Below are 26240 nucleotides of genomic sequence, written 5' to 3' on the forward strand. Positions count from 1 at the left end.
CTGAGGAGGAGTGTTGACCGCCGAGGCGTTGCCCGCGGAGCTACGGCGCGCGATCGTGCAGATCGCCCGTACCCCGCGCCTGCTGGTCGCCTGCGACTACGACGGCACGTTGGCCCCGATCACCGCCAACCCCGACGAGGCCCGGCCGCTGCCGGAGTCCGTCGGCGCACTCAGATCCCTCGCCGGCCTGCACGAGACCACCACGGCCGTCATCTCCGGCCGCGCGCTGCGCGACCTGGCGACGCTCTCGCGCCTGCCGGCCGAGGTGAACCTGGTCGGCAGCCACGGCTCCGAGTTCGACATCGGCTTCATCCACGCCCTCGACGACAAGGCGCGGGCGCTGCACCGCCGGCTCGAGGCGGAGCTGGAGAACCTGGTGCTCGAGGTGCCGGGCGTGTCGCTCGAGGTGAAGCCCGCGAGCATCGCGGTCCACGTGCGCCGAGCCGAGCACGAGGCCGGCCGCCGGGTGCTCTCGGCCGTGCACGAAGGCCCGTCGACCTGGGAAGGCGTGTCGACCACCGACGGCAAGGAGGTGGTGGAGCTCGCGGTGGTCCAGACGGACAAGGGCCGCGCGCTCGACACCCTGCGCCACCAGGTGGGCGCCACCGCCGCGATCTTCCTGGGCGACGACGTGACCGACGAGAAGGCGTTCGCGCGCCTGTCCGGTCCGGACCTCGGCATCAAGGTGGGCGACGGCGAGACGCTCGCGACCTACCGCGTGCCGGACACCGTCGACGTCGCGCTGGTGCTCGCGTTCATGCTGGAGGAGCGGCGCAACTGGCTCTACGGCGAGTCGGCGCCGCCCATCGAGCGGCTGTCGCTGCTGGCCAACGAGCGGTCGGTGGCCCTCGTGACGCCCGACGCGAAGCTCACTTGGTTGTGCCACCCGGGTCCGGACGCGCCCGCCGTGTTCGCCGATCTGCTGGGCGGCCCGAGCGCCGGCTGCTTCTCGATCAAGCCGCACCGCAACGGCCTGCCGCTGGGCCAGCGTTACCTGCCGAACACGATGACGGTGGAGACGCGCTGGTCGCGGCTGCTCGTCACCGACTACCTCGAGCCGGAAAGCCCTGCGCACCGCACGGACATGGTGCGCGTGATCTCGGGTGAGACGGCGGCCGACGTGCTGTTCGCGCCGCGGCCGGAGTTCGGTGGTGTGCCGGTGAAGATCGTCCCCGAGGGCGACGGGCTGCGCGTGCTGGGCACGTCCGAACCGTTCGTGCTGCGCTCGCCGGGCGTGGACTGGACGATCACGTCCGACGGTCTGCACGACACCGCCACCGCGCTCGTGGAGCCGACGCCGGAGAACCCCGTGGTGCTCGAACTGCGCTGCGGCACCACGGATCTCGCGACCCACGAACTGTCCGAAATAGACCGTCGCGACCGCGCGGGCCGGTACTGGAGCGACTGGGCCGCCAAGCTCAAGCTGCCGACGGTGCAGACCGAACTGGTCCGCCGGTCGGCGCTGACGCTGCGCGGGCTCGTCAACACCGACACCGGCGGCGTGCTGGCGGCGGCGACGTCATCGCTGCCGGAGGAGATCGGCGGCGTCCGCAACTGGGACTACCGCTACTGCTGGATCCGCGACGCGGCCATGACCGTGCGCGAACTGGTGCACCTCGGGTCCAACGAGGAAGCCGAGGGCTACCTGGAGTGGCTGCACGGCGTACTGTCCACTTTGGCCGGTCCGGAGCGCCTGCACCCGCTGTACACACTGGCCGGCAGCGTGATCGGGGCCGAGGCCGTGATCGAGTCGCTGCCCGGGTACGCGGGTTCGCGGCCCGTGCGCGTCGGCAACCTCGCCAACCACCAGGTGCAGCTCGACGTGTTCGGCCCGGTCGTGGAGCTCGTGACCACGCTGGCCGAAGCGCGCGGCGAGCTGCGCGACGAGGACTGGCAGCTGGTGCGGGCGATGGCCGAGGCCGTCACGCGGCGCTGGAACGAGCCGGACCACGGCATCTGGGAAGAGCGGCACGTGCCGCGCCACCGGGTGTATTCGCGCGTGATGTGCTGGGTCACGATCGACCGCGCGGTGAAGCTGGGCCACGAGTGGGGCCGCGACGTGCCCGGCGCCTGGCCGGAGCTGCGCGAGCAGATCAAGGCCGACGTGCTGGCGCGCGGCTGGAACGACGAGGTCCAGGCCTTCACCACAGCCTACGACGGCACCGACCTCGACGCCGCGTCGCTGTTCGTGGGCCTGACCGGCCTGATCGATCCGGCCGACGAGCGCTTCCAGAAGACGGTGACGGCGATCGAGGCCGAGCTGCGCAGCGGCTCCACCGTGTACCGCTACCGGCGCGACGACGGCCTGCCCGGCGGCGAAGGCGGGTTCCACATCTGCGCCGCGTGGCTGATCGAGGCGTACCTCATCACCGGGCGGCGCAACGAGGCCGAAGAGCTGTTCACGCAGATCGTCGCCTCGGCGGGCCCCACGGGCCTGCTGCCGGAGCAGTACGACCCCATCGCCGAGCGCTCGCTGGGCAACCACCCGCAGGCCTACTCGCACATCGGGCTCATCCGCTGCGCGAACCTGCTCGCCGAAAAGCTGTGAACGCCTGTCACCGGCCTAGTGCGTTAGCACAGGTCGGTGACAACTGCCGTGAAGGTCACCTTGAGAGACCCACCGTCCCTTAAGGTGACGTTCACGAGCATTTGCACGGTCATCCGGCGTTCGGGGGCGGAGGTGACGGGATGAAGCAGTACTACGGGCAGCAAGCCACGGAGTACGCCCCCTTGCCGCCGCGCTTCGCCGCCCGGGTCCGCGGAGGTTCCCTGGTCACGGGCGTCGCCCTGCTGATCGGCACGGTGCTCGTCCTCGGCCTCACGGCGTTCGTCAACCGCCCGCTGCACGGGCACAGCCTCCCCGACTCCGCGGTCGGCGTGGTCGGCCTGCTGCTGCCCACGCTGGCCGTGGTCGCCACCGCGATCGTCGTCCTCTCGTGCCGCGGCTGCCTCCAGGGCGACTACCTCGTGGTCGCCCGCGCCCGCGTGGCCCGCAAAGCCCTCACCACGTGCTTCGCGGCGCTCGTCGTCGCCTGCCTGTTCGCGCTCACCGCGTCCGCCCTGGTGGACCTCTGGAGCGACCACGACCGCCTCGGCGCCACCGACCTGCTGGCGACGTTCACCAACTTCGCCCTCGGCGTCATCGGCCACGCCGCGGGCCTCTTCTACATCCGCCCGTCGGTCACGACGCTGGAGAAGTTCAGCGACCACCCGATCTGGTGAGCGCCCTCGTGCGGAAGCCGACCAGCCGGTCGTCCGCGTCGAGCCCGAAGGCGGCGAACCCGCTGGTCACGAACCGCACCGGCGACGTCTCGGCGAACCCGACGTAAATGACCTCGGCGTCCGTCGCGATCGACAGCACCGCGTCCTCGTCCGTGTGGCGACCGGCCGCCCACGGCTGAGGCCGCAGCCGGACGGTGCCTGCCACGGCCGGCACGTCCGGCGACGGCAGCACCGCGGCCCGCGCGGGTGTCACCACCACCGTGATCGCGACGACGGCCCCGGTGGTCGCGTCGTAGCCGAGGTCGACAAATCCGGCGCGGGCGTCTTCGCCCTCGCGCAGGCGGTGGTGGCTGGTCTCGCCGGCCCGCGCGTCCGGCCAGCGGACCCGGATCGGCAGGTCGTCGTCGCCCTCGTCCACGGGGGCGGTGGGTGCACCGATGTCGATGACCTGCATGATTCCCCGACCCTAGGGAGCGCGCGGAGATCGCCGCAAAAGTATTCTGCGCGCGTGAACGCTGCGGGCGCTTGCGGGCAACACAGGACATGCAGGTGATCCACGACGGTCCCGACCCGGTGTTACCGGAGTCGCTGGACCGCCCCGACCTGGGCGTTCCCGATCCGGGACCCGTGTTCGGGCGGTTGTTCGACGCGCACTCGCGGCAGCTGCACCGCTACCTGGCGCGCCGCGTCGGCGACGATGCGGCGCACGACCTGGTCGCGGAGACGTTCCTGGTCGCGCTGCGGCGGCGGGAGTCGTACCGGCCGGAGCTGGGCACGGCGCGCTCGTGGCTGTACGGGATCGCGACGAACCTGCTGCGCCACCACGTTCGCAGCGAGACGCGCGCACTGAAGGCGACCGCGCGGCTCGCGTACGCCGGCGACCACAGCACCGCCGGGCACGACGGCCGCGTCGCCGAGCAGGTGGACGCGCAGACGCGCGCGGCGCAGCTCGCGGGCGCGCTGGCGAAGCTCAGCGCCGCCGATCGCGACACGCTGCTGCTCGTGTCGTGGGCCGGGCTGGAGCCGTCGGAGGTGGCCGAAGCGCTGGGCGTGCCGCCTGGCACGATCCGTTCGCGCCTGCACCGAATCCGCCGTTGGCTGCGCGCCAACGCCGCGACCACGACTCCCGACACCACCGAGGAGGCGAAGGAACTGTGAACGACGACAACGTGCGCCACCTGTGGTCCGACGCCGAGCTCGACGAAGCCCTCGACACCCTCCACGCCGGCGTCCGCACCGACCCCGCCGAGCTGGATCGCGCCCGCTCGACGTTGTTTCGCGCCGCCGCAGCCGAAGCCGGCCGCGCGCACCCGGCCCCGCCGTCGACGAAGAAGCGCTCCGGAACGTGGCGCTGGATCGCCGTGGCCGCCGCCGTCGCCGTGGTGACGGGCGGAGTGGTGGTGGCCCGGGAGGTGGCCGAGCGCCCCGCCGCGGTGGCCCCGGCGGCGACACCGGCCGCCGACGTCCAGCCGGGGCCGGGGCAGTACACCCACGTGACCAACACCTACACGGACGTCGAATGGGTGGCCGACCGCAGCGCGTTCTCCGTGCGGCAGAAGGTCGAGTTCTGGATCCCCGCCGACCCGTCGGACCTGTGGATGCGGAAGTGGACGCGCACCGGCGACGCGACCATCCTCACGGGAAACCCCGCGGACGAGCCGAGCCTGCCCGGCGCGGATTCCGCCACGCAGGTCGCCCCCGGCGGGGACTTCAAGGAGTCGTTCCCCCACCCCGGGGGCTGGGACGTCACCGTCGGCCCGGACTGGTACCGGCCGACCCCGCAGTTCATCGCCACCCTGCCGGCAGACCCCGTGGATCTCACGAAGCTCCTCTTGGTCGACGAAGAGCGCTGGAAATCGGGCAAACTGTCGAGCGAGCCCGAGCAAATCCTCCCGCCGATGCTGTCCTACACCGGCAACACCCGGGTTCCGGATGGCGTCACCAGCACTCCGAAGACGCCGCAACCAGCCACCTTCGGGTCGGCGGTCGCCGCTTACCCAGGCCCCGGAGAAACGCAGATGCGCCTGCTCACCGTGCTCGCCTCGGGACTCGCGCCCCGCCCGCTGCGCACGGCGATCATCGAACTCCTGCGCAACTCGGCTTCCTCGAAGGAGACGCACGCCGACGTCGAGACCTACGCCATCAGCTACGGCAACCACGAACTCGTCGTCAACGTGAACACCGCGACCTCGCAGCTGATCGGCGCGGCCAACGTCACGACCCAGAACTTCTACGGGATCTCAGCCGGCCGCGGCCTCAGCTCCGCCGAGTTCACCTACGAGATCACCAGCGACTTCGGCTCCTGATCACTTCGCGTGGTTGGCGGCGTTGAGCGCGCTGGCGACGTCGCCGACCTCCAGCACGCGGATGCCGTCCGGGAGCTTGCCGGAGTCGGGTGGCACGAGGGCGTGGGTGAAGCCGAGCCGGGCGGCTTCGGCGAGGCGGCGCGCGACGTTCGGCACCCGGCGGACCTCACCGGCCAGCCCGACCTCGCCGACGGCCACCAGCCGCGGCGAAAGGGCGACGTCGTGCAACGACGACGTCAGGGCGAGGACCAGCGCGAGGTCGATCGCGGGCTCGGTGATCTTCATCCCACCGACGGTGGCGACGTAGACGTCCTTGTCGCCGAGCTTGAGCCGGCCGCGCTTCTCGAGCACGGCGAGCACCATGGCGACGCGCGCGGAGTCGAGGCCGCTCACGGCGCGCCGCGGCTGCGGCATGCTCGTGTTCGACACCAGCGCCTGCACCTCGCCGAGCAGCGGCCGCTTGCCCTCGACCGCGACCGTGATCGCCGTGCCCGGAACCGGTTCGGCGGTGCCGCTCATGAACAGCCCCGACGGGTCGGGCACGCCGACGATGCCGCCCTCGGTGAGCTCGAAGCAGCCGATCTCGTCGGCCGCGCCGAAGCGGTTCTTCACGCCGCGGACCATGCGCAGCGTCGAGTGCTTGTCGCCTTCGAACTGGAGCACCACGTCGACGAGGTGCTCCAGCACGCGCGGGCCGGCGACCGAACCGTCCTTCGTGACGTGTCCCACCAGCACCACGGGCAGCCCGCGCTCCTTGGCCAGCGCGACGAGCCCCGCCGCGACGGCGCGGACCTGCGTGACCCCACCCGGCGAGCCCTCGACCTGCGGAGATGCCATCGTCTGCACGGAGTCGACGATCAGCACCCCGGGTTTCACGGCGTCGACGTGTCCCAGGATCGCCGACAGATCGCTCTCGGCCGCGAGGAACATCTCGCCGTGCACGTTGCCCGTGCGCTCGGCGCGCAGCCGGACCTGCCCGGCCGACTCCTCACCGGTCACGTACAGGGAGCGCCCGGCCGTGGCGGCCCATTGGTAGGCCACCTCGAGCAGCAGCGTCGACTTGCCGACGCCCGGCTCGCCCGCGAGCAGCACCACGGCACCGGGCACCAGCCCGCCGCCGAGCACGCGGTCGAGTTCGGAGACGCCCGTCGCCTTGGCGCGAACCGTCTCGACGTCGACCTCGGCGATCGGCCGCGCGGGCGCACTGGGCGCGCCCGCGGCCACGCGCGTGATCGCGGGTTTGACCCCGCCGCGCTCCTCGAGGGTTCCCCAAGCCTGGCACTCCGGGCACCGGCCGAGCCACTTGGCGGCCTCGTACCCGCACTCCGCGCACCGGTAGACGGTGCTGGACTTCTTCACCACGCGCCGAGGTTAGCGGCGCGGACCGACAAAACCCGTCAGGGCTCGACGTGTGCCGGCGCGGCGACTGGCATCTCGACGGTGATCGGCCCGGCGTTGCGGAAGGTGAAGGTGACGTTGATCGTCATGCCCGACCACAGCGGCTGCTTGAGGCCCTGCAGCACGACCGTGCCCTTGCCCAGCTCGTTCGCCGCCGCGCCGCCGTCACCCGGCGAAGCGCTGCTCGCCGGAGCACCGGAGGTACCGCCCGGCGCGGTCGAAGCCGGGCTCGACGGGGTCGGCGGGGCCTGCTCGTTGGTCGACTCGACGGCGTCGTCCGGGCCGATGACCAGCGAGTGGCCGGCGACGATGTCGGTGGCGCCGGAGATCTTCGCCGGGCCGTTCGAACCCTCCGAGGTGACCGAGACGAGCTGGTCGTCCTGGGCGCCCTGGTTGACGATGGTGAGGGTGAGCGCCGCGGCCTGACCGGCCGAATAGGCGACCCCCTGCCCCGGGTACTGGACGGCCGCGTTGCGCAGGACCAGCGTCTTCACCTGCGCGTACGTGCCGTTGACAGCGGGCTGCTGCGTGTCGGTCTGGGTGATCTGACCGGCCCCGCAACCGGCGAGTACCAGCGCGGCGCCGAGCGCCGACACGGTTACGCCGAGCACGCGACGATTCTGCAGCCTCACGTCGGAGTCCTTCCATCTCACGGCCTCGTCACGACGAAGACTAGCCGGGCGCCCGCGCGCACGAGGAACCGGTGGGGGTTGCGGGCACCCCGCCACCCAAGATCAACCGTCCACTGTGGATTCCGAAACTGCTGATCACCGGTTCCACCGCCACCTGCATGAGCACGGGGCCTTCTGGTTTGTCAAGCCCAACCAGGCCGCTGACCTGCGACGACGATCCCGGGGCGCTAGGTGGCCATCTGAAGACCGTGCTAGGATGGACTCAGCGAAAGGGGCAGAGGACACATGGTTTTCAAGGTCGGAGAGACCGTCGTCTACCCGCACCACGGTGCCGCACTCATCGAAGCCATCGAGACCCGTGTGATCAAGGGCGAGGAAAAGAAGTACCTCGTCCTCAAGGTCGCGCAAGGGGATCTCACGGTTCGCGTGCCCGCTGACAACGCCGAAATCGTCGGCGTGCGCGATGTCGTCGGGCAAGAAGGACTGGACAAGGTTTTCGACGTTCTGCGTGCTCCCCACACCGAAGAGCCCACGAACTGGTCTCGTCGGTACAAGGCCAACCTCGAGAAGCTCGCCTCCGGCGACGTGAACAAGGTGGCCGAAGTGGTGCGCGACCTCTGGCGGCGAGAGAAGGACCGCGGACTTTCAGCCGGCGAGAAGCGCATGCTGGCGAAGGCGCGGCAAATTCTGGTCAGCGAGCTCGCGCTCGCGGAAGGCACCGACGAGGACAAGGCGGAAATCCTCCTCGACGAAGTTCTGGAAACCGCGACGGTCTGACCCCCGAGGTCACGCGGCTCCCGGCGGAGGCACCGGGGAGCTGCTTCTCTACGATCACGACCCGATGAACCAGATGGTGCACAGCGTCGCGTTCGTGACTGTCGCACACCGCACCGCCGACGAAGAGCGTGCTCTTTCGACGGTGAACGGTGACGTTCTCCTTCAGCACACCGTACGGGGACTGCTCGGCACACCGGAGCTCGATCTGGTGGTCGTGTCGGTCCCCCTGCGGTGTGCTGATTCGTATTCGGCGGCCCTCACCGGGCTGCCCGACCGCTGCCGGCTCGTCACCGGCGCGTCGCTCCGGCACGTGTTCACCGCCGTCGAGCCGTTGCTCTCCCCCGACGCGGTCGTGCTGGTGCACGACGCACTCCGGGCGTTCACTCCACAACGGACTGTCCGTGAGGTACTGGACACCGTGCGTGAAGGGTCGCATGTAGTCGTTCCGGTGCTGCCGATGTCGGACACCGTGAAGGCCACCGACGCCGCCGGGCTGATCACCGCCACCGTCGACCGCGACGGCCTGCGGACCGCTCAGACACCCCTCGGGTTCTCGCTCGACGCGTTCCGCGCGGCGTTGTCCGAAAGCGCCGATCCCGGTTTCGGCTCGGTGGCCGGCGCGACCACCGTCCCCGGCGATCCCGACGCGATGCGCGTCGCGAGCGCTTTCGAACTCACGCTCGCCGAAGCCCTCGTGGCCGGCGGCGACCAGGAGGCCCCGCTGTGACCGACCTGCGTGTGGGCAACGGCGTCGACGTCCACCCGATCGAACCGGGCCGCGAGTGCTGGCTGGCCGGCCTGCTCTGGCCGGGCGTCGACGGCTGCGCCGGGCACTCCGACGGCGACGTCGCCGCCCACGCCTTGTGCGACGCCCTGCTTTCGGCCGCCGGCCTCGGCGACCTGGGCGCGGTCTTCGGCACGGGCGACCCGCGGATGGACGGCGCGCACGGCGCGGACATGCTCGCCGAGGTCCGCGGCCTCGTCGAAGCCGAGGGTTGGCGGGTTGCCAACGCGACCGTCCAGGTGATCGGCAACCAGCCCCGCATCGGCAAGCGCCGCGACGAGGCCCAGCGCGCGCTGAGCGACGCCGTCGGCGGCCCCGTGAGCGTCGCCGGCACCACGTCGGACGGCCTCGGCCTGACCGGCCGCGGCGAGGGCATCGCCGCCATCGCCACCGCGCTCCTCGTGCGGGAGTGATCCCTTAGGGTCGCCGTCATGGTGACCTTCAACGACGCCACGAAGGCGTTGCTCGACGGCAAGAACTTCCCCGTCCTCGCCACCCTCAACAAGGACGGCTCCGCCCAGACGTCGGTGCTGTGGGCCAAGCGCGACGGCGAGACCCTGATCTTCGCCACCGTCCGCGGCCGCCTCAAGGAGCGGAACATGTCCCGCGACCCGCGCGTGTCCGTGTCGGTCTTCGAGACCGACAACCCGTACAACTACGTCGAGATCCGCGGTCGCGTCGAGATGACCGACGAGGGCGGGCGCGAGCTGATCAACGAGCTGTCGCACAAGTACACCGGCAAGGACTACCCGGCCGAACCGCCGGAGAACGTCCGCGTCCTCGTCCGCGTCATCCCGGAGAAGGTCACCGGCAACGCGGCCTGAGCCGCCCCGCCGCCGGGTTTGCGCGCCCGGCGGCGGCCGTCCTGGTTAGGGTTGGCGGGTGGCCATCAACGCTGTCCTCTTCGACTTCTCCGGCACCCTCTTCCGACTCGAGCAGGACTCCACCTGGCTCACCGACGTCCGCGACGACAGCGGCTCGGCCCTCGACCTCGAGGCCCAGACGGAACTGATGCGGCGCATGACCGCGCCCGTCGGCCAGGTCGTCGAGCTCGACGAGGAGTACCAGTACGCCTGGCACAACCGCGACCTCGACCCCGCGCTGCACCGCAAGGTCTACCTCGAAGTCCTGCGCGCCTCCGGCGTCCACCGCCTCGAGCAGGCCGAGGCGCTCTACCAGCGCCTGATCACCCCGGGCGAGTGGACGCCGTACCCCGACACCGAGGCCGCGCTGAAGGCCGTCGCGACCAGCGGCCGCAAGGTCGGCGTGCTCAGCAACATCGCGTTCGACATCCGCCCGGCGTTCACGCAGCGCGGGTGGGCCGCGCACGTCGCCGAGTTCGTGCTGTCCTTCGAGGTCGGAGCCGTGAAACCGCAACCGGAGATCTTCCGGGCGGCGATCGAACGGCTCGGCGTGCGCGCCGAGGAGACGCTGATGGTCGGCGACAGCGAGGAGGCCGACGGCGGGGCGCGGCTGCTCGGCTGCGCGTTCGCACTGGTGGACCCGCTGCCCACCGCCGAGCGGCCGGACGCGCTGCTCGGGGCGCTGCGGGAGCACGGCGTCTTCTGACGTCTTGCGACATCGCTCACGCCGACCCCGTACCCTTTCAGGGTGGCCCTACACCTGTTCGACACCGCGACCCGTGCCCCTCGGGAGTTCGTTCCCGTCCGCAGCGGAACGGCGTCCATCTACCTGTGTGGCGCCACCGTGCAGGGAGTGCCGCACATCGGGCACGTCCGAGGGGTCCTGAACTACGACGTCCTGCGCCGCTGGCTGCTCCACAGTGGACTCGACGTGCTGTTCGTCCGCAACGTCACCGACATCGACGACAAGATCCTCACCAAGGCCGCCGAAGCGGGCCGGCCGTGGTGGGAGTGGGCGATGACGCACGAGCGCGAGTTCGAGCAGGCCTACGACGACCTGGGCTGCCTCCCGCCGTCGGTCAACCCGCGCGCGACCGGGCACATCACGCAGATGATCACGCTCATGCAGCGTCTTATCGACAGCGGGCACGCGTACGCGGCCGAAGGTGACGTCTACTTCTCGGTGAAGACGTTCGACGGCTACGGCAAGCTGTCGGGCCAGCACGTCGACGAGGTCCAGCAGGGCGAGACGCCGACGCGCGGCAAGCGCGACGCGCGCGACTTCACGTTGTGGAAGAGCGCGAAGCCGGGCGAGCCGTCGTGGCCCACGCCGTGGGGCGACGGCCGGCCGGGCTGGCACCTCGAGTGCTCGGCGATGTCCACGAACTACCTCGGCCCGGAGTTCGACATCCACGGCGGCGGCGTCGACCTGGTGTTCCCGCACCACGAGAACGAGCGCGCGCAGTCCAACGCGGCCGGCGACCCGTTCGCGCGGTACTGGCTGCACAACGCGTGGGTGACGATGTCCGGCGAGAAGATGTCGAAGTCGCTGGGCAACACCGTGTCGATCCCGGCGATGCTGGAGCGCTACCGCCCGGTCGAGCTGCGGTACTACCTCGTGCAGCCGCACTACCGGTCCACGATCGAGTACTCCGACGGCGCGGTCGCCGAGGCGGCCCAGGGCTATCGGCGCGTGGAGGCGTTCCTGCGCCGCGCGGCCGCCGCCGGTGCCGTGCCCGTGGGCGCGGTGCACCCGGACTTCGCGACCGCGATGGACGACGACCTGGCGACGCCGGCCGCGTTCGCCGTGGTGCACAACACGGTGCGCGACGGTAACGCCGCCTTGGACGCGGGCGACACCCCCAAGGCGCTCGAACTCGCCGCTTCGGTGCGGGCGATGACCGACGTGCTGGGCGTCGACCCGCTGTCGGAACGCTGGGCCGACGGCGGCAGCGACACCCCCGTCCGCGAAGCGCTGGCGTCGCTCGTGGAAGGCCTCCTGGCCGAACGCCAGGAGGCGCGCGCCGCGAAGGACTTCGCACGCGCGGACACCGCCCGCGACCGCCTCACGGAGGCGGGCATCGCGGTGGAGGACACCCCGAACGGTCCGCAGTGGACGGTCAGGAACTCCTGACCCGAACGCTCGCGGTGGACTAAAGGACTCGGTTACACATGGCAGGCAACTCACGGCGTCAGGGCGCCATCCGCAAGGCCGGCACCAAGAAGGGCGCCGTCGTGGGCTCCGGCGGGCAGCGCCGCAAGGCGCTCGAAGGCAAGGGCCCCACGCCGAAGGCCGAGGACCGGCCGGGCCACAAAGCGCACCGGGCCGCCCAGGCGGCCCAGGCGCGCGACAACAAGCGCGAACAGCAGCGCCAGAAGAAGGCCGACCGGCCGGAGCTCATCGCCGGCCGCAACCCGGTCGTCGAGGCCCTGCGCGCCGACGTCCCGGGCACCGCGCTGTACGTGGCGCTCAACATCGACATCGACGACCGCGTGAACGAGGCCGTGCGCCTGGCCGGGGACAAGGGCATCTCCATCCTGGAGATCCCGCGCGAGGAGCTCGACCGCAAGACCAACCGGGCCGTGCACCAGGGCCTGGGCCTGCAGGTGCCGCCGTTCGAGTACGCGCACCCGGACGATCTGCTCACCGCCGCCCGCGACTCCGGCAGCACCCCGCTGTTCGTCGCGCTCGACGGCGTGACGGACCCGCGCAACCTCGGCGCCGTCATCCGCTCCGCCGCCGCGTTCGGTGCCCAGGGCGTGCTGCTGCCGGAGCGCCGCAGCGCCGGCATGACGGCCGTGGCCTGGCGCACCAGCGCCGGCACGGCCGCCAAACTCCCCATCGCCGTCGCGACGAACCTCACGCGCCAGCTGCGCGCCTGGGCGGCCGACGGCCTCATGATCGTCGGCCTCGACGCCGACGGCACCGTGGACATCGACGCCCTGGAACTCGCCGCGGACCCGCTGGTCGTCGTCCTGGGCTCCGAGGGCCGCGGCCTGTCCCGCCTCGTCCGCGAAACCTGCGACGCCACCGTCTCCATCCCCATGGCGGCCGGCGTGGAATCCCTGAACGCCTCGGTGGCCGCCGGGGTTCTCCTCGCGGAGGTCGCGCGGCGCCGCCGCTTGGCGGGTCGGCTGAGCTGACCTTGGCGGGTCGGCGGGCTGGCCTTGGCGGGTTGGCGGGCTGGCCTTGCCGGGTCGGCCGAGCAGCCCTTGCCGGGTCGGCCGAGCAGCCCTTGCCGGGTCGGCCGAGCTGACCTTGGCGGGCTGCCTCACTTCGTGTGGCCGCCCGCCATCCCCACGACTGCCCTCGCTCGGCGCCGGGCCGCCTCGGGCCGCCTGTCCTCGGCGCGGATGCGGTCGCCCGGTGCCCGGCCACCTCACCCCGCGACGTAACCCGCCGTCCGAAGACCGCCCTCACTCGGTGCCGGCGGCACCACACGCCGCCAACGTGCCCGCGATCCCCACGGACGCCGTCGCCCGCGCGGAACCTCCTCGCTCGCCGGCATCCCGCGCCACCGGAACCACGGCCCTCGCTTGATACCCGGCCACCTCTCCTCATGAGAGAACCGGCCACCCCAACGGATGCCCTTGCCCGACCCCGGGCCACCCCGCGGCGCCGACGTCGCCCGCCATCCCAGCGCAAGCCTTCGCCCAATGCCGGGTCGTCGCACCCAAGTCGCCCGCCATTGCACGAAAGACCCCACCCGCTGCAGGGCCGCCTCACCTCGCCGAGATCGCCCGCCATTCGAGCGCAAGCCCTCGCCCAGTTCCAGGCGACCTCACCTCACGCGATCACCCGGCATCGAACGATTGCCCTCGCTCGATGCCGAGCCACCTCACCCCACGAGTTCGCCCAGCCACCCACGTTAGCCGAGCGAATCGGCCAAACCCTGCCAGCCGACGCAGTTACCCACAGCCCGACCAAGTTGTGGACAGCTCCGCCCTCCACGCGCCTTCCGACCGTTTTCGTCGCCCCTCACCGATAAAATGGGACGGGGACGCCCCCCTGGGAGGGCGGGGGCATGTCCACCGGAGCGAGGCGCGCGCGGCGGTCTGTACCTGGTCACGCGAGCGGTCAGCGGGCCCCTTGTGCCATCACACTCAGTGATTCGCGTCGGGATCGGCTGGGCATCGCGGCACTGGGCCACCCACTCGGGCTAAGGTCAGCTCCGGAACCGAGGGGGTCCGTCACCGATGTCGTTCGTTTCGCCGCTGTTCTTGTGGTACTTCATGCCGGCGGTGCTGGTCGCCGTGCTGGTGTGCCCGCGCAGCTGGCGCAACGCGATCGTCGCGGTGGCGAGCCTGCTGTTCTACACGATCGGCGCCGGGCCGTACCTGTTCCTGCTGCTGGGCTGCATGGCTGTGAACTTCCTCGTGGGCCCGGCCCTCGAGCCCAGCCCGTGGGACGTGCACGGCAAGCGGCGCAAGCGGATCCTCATCGGCGTCGTCACGCTCGACGTGCTCGTGCTGGTGATCTGGAAGTACGCGGGCTTCGCGACGCAGCAGATCGCGGCCGTCGCACACTGGTTCGGCGGGGACGTCGGCGTCGCGAACATCGTGGTGCCGATCGGCATCTCGTTCTACACGTTCCACCACATTTCGTACGTCGTGGACATCTACCGCGGCGAACGGCACGCGCTGCGCAACCCGGTGTCCTTCGCGGCGTACATCGCGATGTTCCCGCAGCTCATCGCGGGCCCGATCGTGCGGTACCGCGAAATCGCGGACCAGCTACCGCAGCAGCGTTCGCACCGTCTCGACGACATCGCCGCCGGCTTCCCGCGGTTCGCGCTGGGCCTGTGCAAGAAGTCCATCGTCGCCGACTCGCTCTCCCCGATGGTCGAAGCGTGCTTCTCGACGCCCAGCGACCAGATGACGTTCGCGACGGCCTGGCTCGGCGCCGTCGGCTACACGCTGCAGCTGTTCTTCGACTTCTCCGGCTACTCGGACATGGCCATTGGCCTCGGCCGCATGCTGGGCTTCCGCCTGCCGGAGAACTTCGCGCGGCCGTACTCGTCGGTCACCATCACGGAGTTCTGGCGCCGCTGGCACATGTCCCTGTCACGCTGGTTCCGCGACTACGTCTACATCCCCCTCGGCGGCAACCGCTCCGGCGCCGGCAAGACCTACCGCAACCTCTGCATCGTCTTCGTCCTGACGGGCTTCTGGCACGGCGCCCAGTGGACGTTCCTCATCTGGGGCTGCTACCACGGCGCCCTGCTGGTCATCGAACGCCGCTTCAACTGGGGCAACACCCCGACCGGCCGCGTCGCCCGCCTCGCCCGCCGCCTGCTCACCCTGGTCCTCGTGGTGTTCGGCTGGGTCTTCTTCCGCTCCGCCGACCTGGCCCACGCGCTCTCCATGATCGGCCACATGCTCCTCCCGGACTTCACCGGCCTGGGCGACGTCGTGTCCAGCGCGCTGACCAACCAGCGCCTCCTGATCCTGATCCTGGCCCTCGCGGTCTTCCTCCTCCCCGCCCACCCCGTGACGGGCCCCCTTCTGGAGTCCTCCCGCACCCGCCCCGCCACGGCTCTCCGCATCGGCGTGATGACCGTCGGCCTCGTCTACGCCGCAATCCTGGTCGCGACGGGGACTTTCAGTCCGTTCCTCTACTACCAATTCTGACGAAACAGGGCCGGCCACCGACGGGCGAACGGTCCCGCGGTTTGGTCTTTCGTGGACGTAGCGGCATCGGCACGCTGCCGGCGTGAAGAACCGGGAGGCCTTGCCGCGGCTGTGGATCAGCGCTGGCCGTACCCCCGGAGTTTGTCCACCACGTGCTCGATCTCCTCCGGGGGCAGCAGCGCCGGGGTGCCGGCGGAGCGGGCCAGGAGCCACAGGCGGCAGACCCACTCGAGTTGCTGGGCGCGGTCGTACGCGGAGTGCAGGGTGTCGCCGTAGGTGATGGTGCCGTGGTTGGCCAGGAGGCAGCCGCGGCGGGAGTCGAGGGCTTTGAGCATGTTGTGGGCCAACGCGTCGGTGCCGTAGGTCGCGTACGGGGCGACGCGGGCGGTCGCGCCGATGGTGGCGAGCATGTAGTGGATGGGCGGGACCTCGTCGACCAGGGTCGAAACGGCGGTGGCGTGCACGGAGTGCGTGTGGACGACCGCGGTGACCGGGGCGCCGTCCGGGTCGGCGGCGCGGTTGTAGATGGTGAGGTGCATCGGGAGTTCGCTCGTCGGCCGCAGGTCGCCCTCGACGGGTTCGCCGTCGAGGCTCACGACCGGGATGTCGGCCGGACGCAGGCCGCCGTAGTCGACGCCCGTGGGCGTGACAGCGACCAACGCACCGTCGCGGACGGAGATGTTGCCGGAGGTACCGACGACCAGGCCGTCGGCCGTCAGGCGACGCGCGTAGTCGCAGACGGCGGCCCGCTCGTCCTCGAGGATCATCACAGCCTCCACAGTCCGCGCGCGGCGGCGAGGGATGCCTGGTAGTCGGCGTAACCGCGCTCGTAGACCTCGACATTCTCCGGCCGGACGGCCACGGTCCGCGAGTTGGCCGCCCACCGCTCCTGGTCGAACGGAGTGCCGAGCGCCGACGCGGCCGTGAGAACCGCGCCCCGCGCGCCGACGCCCGGATCGCTCGGGATCACGATCGGCCGGCCCAGCACATCGGCGAAGATCCGGATCCACTCCGGCGAGCGCACGCCCCCACCGCACGCGTACAGGCGGCCCGAAAGCCCGGCCGCCTCGAAGCAGTGCCGCGCGGCGAACGCGATCGATTCGCACAGCGCCCGCACCACGTCACCCCGGCTGCTTTCCAGGCTCAGCCCGGCGAACTGCGCCCGCGCACCCGCGTCGACGAACGGCGCGCGCTCCCCGGAAACCGACAGGAACGGCAACGACCGCACCCCACCCGCGCCCGCCGCGCTGCTGGCCAGCAGCGCGTCGATCTCCGTGACGTCGATGCCCAGCAACGCACACACCCAGTCGATGCCCGCGGTGCCGACCATCGCCGGCATCGCCCGCAGGAATCGCGATTCGTCCGGTGTGGACAGAAACATCCCGGCCGGCTCACCCTCGCGGTCGAACGCGGCGTCGGCCGTGAGCACCTGACACGCGAGGGTGGTGCCCGCGGTGAGGATGCCGTCGCCCGGCTCCCGCACTCCGGCGCCGATCGCGCTGGCGGGCAGGTCGAACGGCCCGGCCGTGACGGGCAACCCGACCGGCAGGCCCAGCAGCTCGGCTCCGCCGGCGTTGAGCCGGAAGACGGTCTTCGGTGGTGCCGGGTCGGCGAACAAGCTCCGCCGATGGCTGAGGCCGCACGCCTCGATCGCGCCTTCGTCGTACTGCCGGGTGGCCTGGTCGAGGAACGGCAACGACGCGTCGGAAGCATCGACGGTGATCTCACCCGTCAGCCGCTGCACCACCGCGTCGACGCAGTAGCCCGCCACCACCGCGCGGTCGAGCACCTCCGGCTCACGACCGTCCAGATAGGACATGATGGCCGCCGCGCAGCCCGGGAACATGCCGGATCCCGTGCGGCGGAACACTTCTCGCGCCACGCCGTCCGCTTGCCACTTCGACAGCAGCGTGTTGGCCCTGGCGTCGAGCCACGAGATCGCGGGACGCACAGCGGCGCCGCGCTCGTCGCGCAGCCACATGCCGTCGCCTTGACCGGTGAGAGCCAGGGCCGTGACCGGTTCGGGCAGTCGCGCGGCCACCTCGCGCACGACGGTCACGACCGTGCCAACGACCTGGTCGAGGTCCTGCTCCACGAGTCCACCCGTGTGGTGGTGCACCTCGGACGGGGTGCACGCGCTCGCGACGGAGCTGCCGTCCTCGTCAAACACGACCGCCTTGGTGAGTGAGGTCCCTATGTCGACTCCGACGATCACGGCCGCCGCCCGAGCACCTCGGGGTTCGCGACGTTCGCCAGCTGCTCACCGCGGGCGAACCGGCCGACCTCGGCGGCCACGATCGCCGCCGCACGTTCCGCCGTCTGCCGGCTCGCACCGGCCAGGTGCGGCGTGGCCACGACGTTCGGCGCGTCGCGCAGAGCCCAGTTCGCCGGCGGCGGTTCGACGTCGTACACGTCCAGAGCGAGTGCGCCGAGCTGCCCGGACCGCAGCGCTTCCGGCAGTGGCCCGTAGTCGAGCAGGCCGCCGCGCGCGGTGTTGACCAGCACGGCGCCGCGCGGCAGCAGCGCCAGTTTGCTCGCGTCGATCAGGTTCCGCGTCTCCTCCGTGAGCCGGGCGTGCAGGCTCACCACGCGGCTCTGCTTCAACAGGTCGTCGAGCTCGACGAGCCGCGCACCGTCAGCCTGCACCACGGCCCGGTCCGCGAACGGGTCGGCGACCACCACGTCGGCTCCGAACGCCACCAGCACCTTCGCGACGCGGGAACCGATCGCGCCGTAGCCGACGAGCCCGACCGTCGTCCCGCCCAGCTCGGACCCGGCCTGGTCGTAGGCGTAGTAGTCGCCGCGCCAGGTACCGCCCAGAAGCTCAGCCGACGACGTGGCGATCCGCCGCATCGCCGCCAGGATCATGCCCACCGCGAACTCCGCGGCCGCACCGGCGTTGCGCCCCGGAGCGTAAGTGACGGCGACGCCGGCCTCCGTCGCCGCCGCCAGGTCGACGTTCACCGGCCCACCCCGGCACACCGACACGAGCTCCAGGTTCGGTGTGGCCGCGAAAACGCGTTTGGTGAACGGCGCCATCTGCGTCACGGCGACCTTCGCGTCACCCAGCGCTTCGATCACCTGGTCTTCGGTGCCGCTGGCTTCCTGGACTTCACCGACCGGCCCGAACGGCTCGACGGGCCATGGCAGCAGCAGTTCGGCGACCTCGTGGTCACCGCCGAGCTCCGCTCGAACGGCTCCGGCCAGCAGGCCAGGGCCGACGAAGTGGTCTCCCGCAGCGAGAATGTGCAACTCTGCTCCCTCACTCGCTCTGTGCCGATCGTGCGCCCCGGCGGACGCCCGGCCTGGTGGTCAGTGGGCGTTCTCGTACTCGGTGATGTGCGCGACCTTCGTCGCGCTCGCCGACGCGGGGTCGAAGCGGTACCCGACCCATTCGGCGACGATCTTCTTCGCCACCTCGGGCCCGATCGCGCGGGCGCCGAAGGTGATCACCTGGCAGTCGTTGGACTTGACCGAGCGCTCGGCGGAGTAGGAGTCGTGCGCGACGGTGGCCCGCACGCCCGGCACCTTGTTCGCCGAGATCGCCATGCCGATCCCGGTGCCGCACACCAGCACCCCGCGGTCGGCGTCGCCCCGCGCGATGGCTTCGGCCGCTTCGAGCCCGAGCAGGGGGTACGCACGCTCGTCCCCGGCGTCGGCAACCCCGAGGTCGGCCACGTCGTCGACGCGCTCGTCGGCCAGCAGCAGGTCCCGAAGCTGGTTCTTGAGCTCGACGCCGGCGTTGTCCGCCGCCACCACGATCCGCATCAGCAACCGCTCCTTCCCAGCTCTTCGCCGACTGCCGTGACCAGCAAGGAGAACGAAACCGCACCCGGGTCGGAGTGGCCTTCACTCCGCTGGGCCAGCCTGGCCGCGCGGCCCTTCACCGGCCGCAGGTGCGCCGTCTCGCCTGCCGCGGAGACGGCCGCCTGTGCCGCCGTCCGCCAGGCCTGGACCACGTCGGCGTCGGTGTGCTCGCGCAGGGTCGAGCGGAACGGCTCGATGGCGTCGAGCATCGTCTTGTCACCCGGCTCGGCCTTGCCGAGTTCGGTGAACGCCCGCACTGCCGCGTCAAGGGCGTCGGCCAGCACCGACGTCGTGATCTCGTTGGCGGACAAGCCCTTCAGCCCCGCGCCGGTCTGCGCCAGCAGCACCCCGTAAAGCGCCCCGGACGCTCCACCTGCCGCGTCGGCGAACGCCGTGCCGGCCGCCAGCAACGCACCCGACACCGTTTCGCCGGTGCGCCGGGCCGCGGCGACCGCGGCCCGCATCCCGCGGGTCATGCCGAGCCCGTGGTCGCCGTCGGCGGCGACGGCGTCGAGCCGGCCCAGTTCCGCTTCGTTCTCTTCGATGCGCTGCAACGCCGCGGAGAGCACTCGGTCCACCACACCGGTTCCCGGTTCCGCTTGCGTCAACAGTTCATCCACTGTGGACTCGAGTCCGACCTGCGCCAGCGCCGCGCCGGTGGTGCGGTACCCCGGTGTGTCGCACGGCGCCGCGTAGAGCTCGGCCAGCTCGTCGTCGAGCACCAGGATCGACAGCGAGACACCGGCCATGTCGAGCGACGTGACGAACTCGCCCACCTCGGTGTGCACCGGGCTCAGGCCGGCCTCGCGAGCCGCTCGTGGACCCGCGCGTAGGCGACGAACATTTCCTCGTACTTGGTGCGGCCGAGCCCGTTCAGCAGGGCCACGACCCGCCCGTCGCCGGACGGCAGCTCCGGCAGGAGCCCGTCCACCAGTGCGTCGGCGAGTTCTGCCGCCGACAGCCGGTCGACCGTGCGGACGCCGGGTTCGCCGTGGATACCGAGCCCCAGCTCCATCTCCCGGTCGGCGACGGTGAACAGCGGGCCGTCGGCACCCGGCAGCGTGCAGCCGCCGAACGCCACGCCGAACGTGCGCGTCCGCGCGTTGGCCTTCGCTGCGACGTCGTGCACCGCGTCGAGGTCGTAACCCCGTTCGGCGGCCGCACCGGCGATCTTGAACACCAGGAAGTCACCCGCGACGCCCCGGCGCCGCTCGGGTTCCGTGGCGGGACCGCTCGCGATGTCGTCGGTGACGAGCACGGTGCGGCTCCGGATGCCCTCGGCGGCCAGCCGCCGCGCGGCGAGGCCGAAGTGCAGCACGTCGCCCTGGTAGTTGCCGAAGCCGAACAACACCCCGGCACCGTTGTCGGCCGCCCGGGCAGTGCGGTAGACCTGCTCGGCGCTCGGGCTGGTGAACACGTCGCCCACCACTGCGCCGTCGGCGAGACCCGGCCCGACCAGCCCGGCGAACGCTGGGTAGTGGCCGCAGCCGCCACCGATCACCACGGCGACCTTGCCGGGCCGCACCGCGGCTTCCCGGCGCAAGACTCCGTACGCGTCCGACACCTTGCGCACGGTCCGGCCGTACGCGGTGACGAACCCGTCCAGCCACTGTCGCTTGAACGTGTCCGGGGAACCCAGGGTGGTCATCGTCAGTCCCTCGCCGCCACCGGCTCGCCGGCCAGGTAGGCCAGCAGCTTCCGGCGGACGTCGTCGTTGTCTTCGGCGATCGCGCTCGCCAGCTCGAGCGCGTCGGGCTTCGGCGGGTACGCGGGGTTGGGCAGCGCGACGACCGTGAGCCCGGCCGCGACCGCCGCCCGGATGCCGTTGCCGGAGTCTTCGACGCCGAGGCAATCCCGGCCCGGCCGGCCGAGGCGCGCGGCGGCTTCCAGGTACACGTCGGGACTCGGTTTACCGCGCGCGACCTCGGCGCTCGACACCGTCGCCGTGAACTCGCCGCCGAGCCCGTGCTTGGCCAGCACCGCGTCGATCACCCGCCGTGCGGCGGACGACGCGAGCGCGATCGGCACCCGCGCACCGACCTCGCGCACCATCTCACCGGCGCCGGGCAGCAGAGGCGCGTGCCCGGCGTCGATCGAAGCGATCATGCCGTCCACCACCTCGCGTTCCACGGCCTCGGCCCGGCCCGGTACCCCGCAACGGCGTGCGAGGTACGCGGCCCATTCGGGCGCGCTCATCCCCTGCACCGACGCGGTGTCCTCGGCCGTCCACTCGACCTGGTGACGCGCCGCGCAAGCGATCCAGTTCTCCTCCCAGAGGTGTTCACTGTCAACGAGAACACCGTCGAGGTCGAACACCACCGCGTCGAGCGTCATCCAGCCATTCCTTCCAGAGCCTCCGTTCACACGGACTGTGTTAAGTTAACAGGGCTGATGAGAAGTTCGCAAGGGTCGATCACACCCGGAGGAGCACGAGTGGGCACGCGACTGCTGCTGACCAGGCACGGACAGACGGAATGGCACACCGAGAACCGGTACGCGGGCAGCAGCGAGGTCGCGCTGACCGACGAAGGCCTCCGCCAGGCCGAAGCGCTGGGTCGTTACGCACGCGAAGTGAAGCCGGACGCACTGTTCTGCTCGCCCCAGTACCGCGCCCGGCGCACGATCGCCCCCGCCGCCGAGGCCCTCGATCTCGCGCCGGAAATCGTCGACGACCTGCGGGAAGTCCACTTCGGCCTCATCGAGGGCAAAACGCGCGACGAGGTTCGCCGAACCAACCCCGACTCGGTCGAGAGGTTCCTCGCGGACCCGATCGCCGGGTCGTTCCCCGGTGCCGAAGACCCGGCCGCGGCGGCCGACCGCGGCGCGCGGGCCCTGCGCGAGATCTCGCGACGCACCGACGGAGTCGCACTGGTCGTCGCCCACAACACGCTGCTGCGGCTCACTTTCTGCCGCCTGCTGGGGATCCCCCTCGACCGGTACCGCACCGTGTTCCCCCGGCTGGGGAACACCGCGATCACCGAACTGGAGGTGGACGACGACCACACGGCCCTGCTGCGCTTCAACCTGCCGGTCGACACGCGATAATCACGCCATGTCGAGTGACAAATCGCCCGCGCACTCACGCGAGAGCCGCCAGCAGATGCTGGTCGACTACGTGTTCAACACGGGTTCGGCCACCATCGGCGACCTCGTGGACCTCACGGGCGTCAGCAACATGACGGTGCACCGGGACATCGACGAACTGGTCAGGAGGGGGCTGCTGCGGAAGTACCGCGGTGGCGTGTCGGCCATGCCGTCGACGGTTTTCGAGAGCAACGCCGAGTACCGGATGAACGCGCACGCCGGCGCCAAACGCCTGATCGCGATGAACGCGGTCGAGCACGTCGAGCCCGGGATGTCCGTCCTGCTCGACGATTCGACGACCGCGCTGGCGCTGGCCAAGCTGCTCCCGCCGATGGCGCCGTTGACGGTCGCGACCAACTACCTCGGCGCCATCGACGTGCTCAAAGACGTCGAAGACCTGCGGCTCATCTGCATCGGCGGGGACTACTCGCCCACGCACGACAGCTTCCTCGGCATGCAGTGCCTGGAAGCGATCGAGCGGCTTTCGGTCGACATCGCGTTCGTCTCGACGTCGGCGATGAACACCGAGATGACGTACCACCAGGAGCCCGAGATCGTGATGGTCAAGCGCGCGATGCTGGCCAGCGCGCGGCGCAAGGTGCTGCTGATGGACGCCAGCAAGATGGAGCGCACCGCGCTGCACCGGCTCGCGCCGCTGGGCGACTTCGACCTGCTCATCGTGGACGAGGAGATCGATGCGCACCTCGCCGACGAGCTGCGCAGCCGCGTCGAGCTCGAGATCTCCGAGGACATCGATTGAACTGATCGAGTTAACACTCTTGCGTGCGAACTTCACATGATCCATGATAAGTTGCACTCACGACGTCATGGAGGCGTGTATGAACGAGTCGGCACCAAGGGAGCTGTCCGGGTTCGGCCGTGTGCTCACGCGGTGGGGCCTGCCTGCGCCGCTGTTCCTCGGCTACGTGGGCCTGTTGCTGTTCATGATCGGCGACGGGGTCGAGTCGGGGTTCATCGCGCCGTACATGGCCGAGAACGGAGCGGGTACGGAGATCCGCGCGTCGTACGTGATCACCGTGTACGGCGTCGCGGTGATGCTGGCGTCGTGGCTGTCGGGTGCGCTGTCGGAACTGTGGGGGCCGCGCCGGGTGATGCTCATCGGCCTGGCGATCTGGCTGGTGTTCGACGTGCTGTTCCTGACGATCGGGCTCGGCGCCGGCAACTACCCGCTGATGCTGATCTGCTACGGCATCAGGGGCTTCGGGTACCCGATGTTCGCGTTCGGGTTCCTGGTGTGGATCACGGCGGTCGCCCCGGTCGCACGGCTCGGTGCGGCGGTCGGGTGGTTCTACTTCGCGTTCACCGGTGGGTTGCCGACCTTGGGGGCGCTGGTCGCGAGCTTCACCAACCCGCTGTTCGGGCACTTCGGCACGCTGTGGGTGTCGGTGGGCTTGCTGGCGCTCGGCGGGCTGATCGCGGTGCTGGGCGTTCGGCAGCGAACGGGTTACGGGAGGCTGGCACCGCCTGACGTGAAGCCGGTGCAGAGCCTCGTTTCCAGTGTGTCGATCGCGTGGCGCAAGCCGCGGGTCGGGGTCGGGATGGTCGTGCGGATCATCAACACCGCGCCGGAGTTCGGCATGCTGGTGTTCTTCCCGACGATCTTCATCGACCAGATCGGTTTCGGCGAAAGCCGGTGGCTGCTGCTGGTGTCGGTGATCTACGGGACGAACATCTTCTTCAACCTCATCTTCGGGGTGCTGAGCGACCGGATCGGCTGGCGCACCACGATCTTCTGGTTCGGCGCGATCGGCTGCGCGATCTCGATCCTGCTGCTGTACTTCGTGCCGATCGCGATGGGCGCGCAGTACTACTGGCTGGCGCTGATCGTGGGCGCGCTCTACGGGGCGACGCTGGCCGGGTTCGTGCCGATCTCCGCGTTGCTGCCGTCGCTGGCGCCGGAGAACAAGGGTGGCGCGATGGCGCTGCTGAACCTCGGCGCGGGCGCCGCGGCGTTCGTCGGGCCGGCGATCGTGTCGCTGTTCCTCGGGCCGGCGGGTGCGGCCGGCGTGGTCGTGATCTTCGCGGCGCTGTACCTCGTGGCCGCGGTGCTGGTGCGGTTCCTGAAGCTGCCCAAGGAGACGGCGCGGGCGATCGCCGGGGACCGCAGCCTGCAGGAAGTCGGCGGCGTGTGATCACGATCGGAATCGACGTCGCCACCGCGGGGGTCCGGGCCTTCGCGGTGGAGGCGGGGAAAGTGCTGGCCACGGCCGCCGCGGAGCTGCCGGCACCGGTGCGTTCCGGTGACGGGCGCAGCGAGCAGGATGCCCGGGCGTGGTGGCCGGCGGTCGAGTCGGCGCTGGTGAAGGTGACGTCGGCCGTGTCTGCGCGCGAGATCGCGGCGGTTGCGGTGGCGGCGACATCGGGAACGATCGTCGGTGTCGACGCACGCGGCGAGCCGGTGACGCCGGCGCTGATGTACGACGACCGTCGCGGCGCGGACCGGAACGCGAAAGCGGCGGAGTTGGGGGCTTCGCGTTGGCGGAGGCTCGGGTCCGGCGTCTCGCCGACGGCGGCGCTCGGCCGGATCGGGTGGCTGGCCGAGCACACGTCTTCGGTCGGCATCCGGCACACGGCGGACGTGATCGCGGCGAAGCTCGTCGGTGGTCCGGTGGCGGCGGATTGGTCGCACGCGTTGAAGAGCGGGTACGACCCGTTGGCCGGCGAGTGGCCGGTCGAGGTGTTCGACGGGCTGGGCGTACCGCTGTCGATGCTGCCGCCGGTGGTCGCGCCCACGACCGTGCACGGTGAGGTGGCTGCGCCGATCGCGGGGCTGCCCGCCGGGTGTGCCGTCGTGGCCGGCATGACGGACGGGTGCGCGGGCCAGCTCGCGGCGGGTGCCGTGGCGCCGGGCCGGTTCGTCGGGATCCTCGGGACGACGTACGTGCTGAAGGGGGTCACGGACTCGCTCGTGCCGGACCCGACCGGGGTGATGTACAGCCACCGGCACCCGGACGGCTGGTGGCTGCCGGGCGGCGCGTCGAACACCGGCGGCGAGGCGGTGTCGGACGCCGAAGATCTGGCAGCGCTGGACGCCGCTGCTGCGTCACGGGGACCGGCGGGGGTGGTGACCTTCCCGTTGCGACGGAAGGGAGAGCGGTTTCCTTTCGCGAGCGGAGACGCGGAGGGGTTCGTTCTCGGGTCGCCGGCCGACTCGGTTGAGCTACACCGCGCACGTCTCGAAGGTGTGGCGTTCATCGAGCGCCTCGCCCTGGACCACGTGCGACGGTTGGGAATCTCCGTCGAAGGACCTCTGCTCGCGGCCGGCGGCGGGAGCCGGAGTCCGTTGTGGACGCAGATCCGGGCGACGGTCACCGGCCTGCCGCTGAGCGTGGCACCGCACGCCGAGACCGCCTACGGCGCCGCCCTCCTGGCCGCGGCGGGGTTGCTGCCGGGCGGGCTGGCGGAAGCGTGCGCGGACGTGCCAGCCGGCAGGCTGGCGGAATCGTCGCTCTCCGAGCGGGGCGCGCTGGCGACGTCGTACCGCAGGTTCTGCACAGCCCTGCACGAGCGGGGGTGGATCGACGACGACTTGGTGAAAACCGCCCTGCGCTGACGACCTCTCAGGTGGCCGGGCCGGCGCACACCCCGGAGGCGATAAGTCGATACAGCACCCGGCGAACGTGGCGTGGCTTCGACAGCAAACGAATGGACCACCGCGGCGCCCGCACGGGGAACGGGCGCGGCCGATGGCGAACTCCACCTCGCCTGTCGTCGG

24 protein-coding genes and 1 pseudogene are annotated in these 26240 nt (G+C 71.0%); 16 read left to right on the top strand and 9 right to left on the bottom strand.

Going from position 1 to position 26240, the window contains the following annotated elements:
- The first annotated feature begins 13 nt into the window (after positions 1-13).
- Both otsB and ACIA77_RS40480 read left to right on the top strand, forming a co-directional pair.
- A complete protein-coding gene (otsB, locus tag ACIA77_RS40475) occupies positions 14-2548 on the top strand; it encodes a trehalose-phosphatase (RefSeq protein WP_395891442.1) in 2535 nt (844 codons plus the stop codon).
- Positions 2549-2688: 140 nt separating this feature from the next.
- On the top strand, positions 2689-3222 hold the full coding sequence (locus ACIA77_RS40480) for a hypothetical protein (RefSeq protein WP_395891443.1): 534 nt from the start codon (positions 2689-2691) through the stop codon (positions 3220-3222).
- On the opposite strand, the gene ACIA77_RS40485 is transcribed toward ACIA77_RS40480, so the two are convergent.
- Positions 3200-3676 carry a hypothetical protein gene (locus ACIA77_RS40485; RefSeq protein ID WP_395891444.1) on the bottom strand — a complete coding sequence of 159 codons (477 nt, stop codon included), beginning with the start codon at positions 3674-3676 and terminating at the stop codon, positions 3200-3202. The two genes, ACIA77_RS40480 and ACIA77_RS40485, sit on opposite strands and share 23 nt — an antisense overlap.
- A gap of 89 nt (positions 3677-3765) precedes the next feature.
- On the opposite strand from ACIA77_RS40485, the gene ACIA77_RS40490 reads away from it, so the two are divergent.
- Both ACIA77_RS40490 and ACIA77_RS40495 read left to right on the top strand, forming a co-directional pair.
- Positions 3766-4380 (top strand): RNA polymerase sigma factor, encoded by a 615-nt coding sequence (locus tag ACIA77_RS40490; RefSeq protein WP_395891498.1) that lies wholly within the window; start codon positions 3766-3768, stop codon positions 4378-4380.
- Positions 4377-5528 carry a hypothetical protein gene (locus ACIA77_RS40495; protein WP_395891445.1) on the top strand — a complete coding sequence of 384 codons (1152 nt, stop codon included), beginning with the start codon at positions 4377-4379 and terminating at the stop codon, positions 5526-5528. Before ACIA77_RS40490 ends, ACIA77_RS40495 begins: the two co-directional genes overlap by 4 nt.
- Here ACIA77_RS40495 and radA read toward each other — a convergent pair whose 3' ends face one another.
- Both radA and ACIA77_RS40505 read right to left on the bottom strand, forming a co-directional pair.
- Positions 5529-6890, bottom strand: a complete 1362-nt coding sequence (gene radA, locus ACIA77_RS40500; protein WP_395891446.1) for a DNA repair protein RadA — start codon at positions 6888-6890, stop codon at positions 5529-5531.
- A 35-nt stretch (positions 6891-6925) separates the two neighbouring features.
- Entirely contained in the window at positions 6926-7558 is a 633-nt protein-coding gene (locus ACIA77_RS40505; protein ID WP_395891447.1) for a hypothetical protein, read from the bottom strand.
- A 285-nt stretch (positions 7559-7843) separates the two neighbouring features.
- On the opposite strand from ACIA77_RS40505, the gene ACIA77_RS40510 reads away from it, so the two are divergent.
- The 8 genes from ACIA77_RS40510 to ACIA77_RS40545 all read left to right on the top strand — a co-directional run bounded on the left by ACIA77_RS40510 (position 7844) and on the right by ACIA77_RS40545 (position 15613).
- Positions 7844-8335, top strand: coding sequence for a CarD family transcriptional regulator (locus ACIA77_RS40510; RefSeq protein WP_395891448.1), 492 nt, complete (start codon positions 7844-7846; stop codon positions 8333-8335).
- A gap of 64 nt (positions 8336-8399) precedes the next feature.
- Positions 8400-9062, top strand: a complete 663-nt coding sequence (locus tag ACIA77_RS40515) for a 2-C-methyl-D-erythritol 4-phosphate cytidylyltransferase (RefSeq protein WP_395891449.1) — start codon at positions 8400-8402, stop codon at positions 9060-9062.
- Positions 9063-9067: 5 nt separating this feature from the next.
- Positions 9068-9532 carry a 2-C-methyl-D-erythritol 2,4-cyclodiphosphate synthase gene (gene ispF / locus ACIA77_RS40520; protein ID WP_395891499.1) on the top strand — a complete coding sequence of 155 codons (465 nt, stop codon included), beginning with the start codon at positions 9068-9070 and terminating at the stop codon, positions 9530-9532.
- Positions 9533-9550: 18 nt separating this feature from the next.
- A complete protein-coding gene (locus ACIA77_RS40525; RefSeq protein ID WP_395891450.1) occupies positions 9551-9943 on the top strand; it encodes a PPOX class F420-dependent oxidoreductase in 393 nt (130 codons plus the stop codon).
- 58 nt (positions 9944-10001) lie between these two features.
- Complete coding sequence (locus ACIA77_RS40530) at positions 10002-10688, top strand: HAD family hydrolase (protein WP_395891451.1); 687 nt, start codon at positions 10002-10004, stop codon at positions 10686-10688.
- Positions 10689-10730: 42 nt separating this feature from the next.
- Complete coding sequence (gene cysS / locus ACIA77_RS40535) at positions 10731-12116, top strand: cysteine--tRNA ligase (protein WP_395891452.1); 1386 nt, start codon at positions 10731-10733, stop codon at positions 12114-12116.
- Between the two features lie 38 nt (positions 12117-12154).
- Complete coding sequence (gene rlmB, locus ACIA77_RS40540; RefSeq protein ID WP_395891453.1) at positions 12155-13126, top strand: 23S rRNA (guanosine(2251)-2'-O)-methyltransferase RlmB; 972 nt, start codon at positions 12155-12157, stop codon at positions 13124-13126.
- Positions 13127-14179: 1053 nt separating this feature from the next.
- The gene (locus tag ACIA77_RS40545; protein WP_395891454.1) at positions 14180-15613 is read left to right on the top strand and encodes an MBOAT family O-acyltransferase; all 1434 of its coding nucleotides are present in this window, start codon (positions 14180-14182) and stop codon (positions 15611-15613) included.
- A 116-nt stretch (positions 15614-15729) separates the two neighbouring features.
- Here the strand turns inward: ACIA77_RS40545 and ACIA77_RS40550 are convergent, their stop codons facing one another.
- From ACIA77_RS40550 to ACIA77_RS40575, 6 genes and pseudogenes are all read right to left on the bottom strand, one after another.
- On the bottom strand, positions 15730-16380 hold the full coding sequence (locus ACIA77_RS40550) for a class II aldolase/adducin family protein (protein ID WP_395891455.1): 651 nt from the start codon (positions 16378-16380) through the stop codon (positions 15730-15732).
- Positions 16380-17828, bottom strand: coding sequence for an FGGY family carbohydrate kinase (locus tag ACIA77_RS40555; protein ID WP_395891456.1), 1449 nt, complete (start codon positions 17826-17828; stop codon positions 16380-16382). The genes ACIA77_RS40550 and ACIA77_RS40555 overlap by 1 nt, the downstream gene beginning before the upstream one ends.
- The gene (locus ACIA77_RS40560; protein WP_395891457.1) at positions 17825-18865 is read right to left on the bottom strand and encodes a 2-hydroxyacid dehydrogenase; all 1041 of its coding nucleotides are present in this window, start codon (positions 18863-18865) and stop codon (positions 17825-17827) included. Before ACIA77_RS40560 ends, ACIA77_RS40555 begins: the two co-directional genes overlap by 4 nt.
- Before the next feature lie 60 nt (positions 18866-18925).
- The gene (locus ACIA77_RS40565) at positions 18926-19381 is read right to left on the bottom strand and encodes a ribose-5-phosphate isomerase (RefSeq protein WP_395891458.1); all 456 of its coding nucleotides are present in this window, start codon (positions 19379-19381) and stop codon (positions 18926-18928) included.
- A pseudogene (locus tag ACIA77_RS40570) lies at positions 19381-21068 on the bottom strand (dihydroxyacetone kinase family protein). The gene ACIA77_RS40565 and the pseudogene ACIA77_RS40570 overlap by 1 nt, the downstream one beginning before the upstream one ends.
- A 2-nt stretch (positions 21069-21070) precedes the next feature.
- Positions 21071-21754 (bottom strand): HAD family hydrolase, encoded by a 684-nt coding sequence (locus ACIA77_RS40575; RefSeq protein WP_395891459.1) that lies wholly within the window; start codon positions 21752-21754, stop codon positions 21071-21073.
- Positions 21755-21853: 99 nt separating this feature from the next.
- Between ACIA77_RS40575 and ACIA77_RS40580 the strand changes: the two genes are divergently transcribed.
- The 4 genes from ACIA77_RS40580 to ACIA77_RS40595 all read left to right on the top strand — a co-directional run bounded on the left by ACIA77_RS40580 (position 21854) and on the right by ACIA77_RS40595 (position 26078).
- Positions 21854-22465: a histidine phosphatase family protein gene (locus ACIA77_RS40580; protein WP_395891460.1), complete on the top strand. Its 612-nt coding sequence runs from the start codon at positions 21854-21856 to the stop codon at positions 22463-22465.
- A 7-nt stretch (positions 22466-22472) separates the two neighbouring features.
- Complete coding sequence (locus ACIA77_RS40585) at positions 22473-23264, top strand: DeoR/GlpR family DNA-binding transcription regulator (protein WP_395891461.1); 792 nt, start codon at positions 22473-22475, stop codon at positions 23262-23264.
- Between the two features lie 79 nt (positions 23265-23343).
- Entirely contained in the window at positions 23344-24657 is a 1314-nt protein-coding gene (locus ACIA77_RS40590) for an MFS transporter (protein WP_395891462.1), read from the top strand.
- Positions 24654-26078, top strand: coding sequence for an FGGY-family carbohydrate kinase (locus ACIA77_RS40595; protein ID WP_395891463.1), 1425 nt, complete (start codon positions 24654-24656; stop codon positions 26076-26078). Before ACIA77_RS40590 ends, ACIA77_RS40595 begins: the two co-directional genes overlap by 4 nt.
- The last annotated feature ends 162 nt before the right edge of the window (positions 26079-26240 follow it).

Origin of the sequence: Amycolatopsis sp. NPDC051903 (assembly GCF_044452505.1) — a bacterium.
Classification (GTDB): domain Bacteria; phylum Actinomycetota; class Actinomycetes; order Mycobacteriales; family Pseudonocardiaceae; genus Amycolatopsis.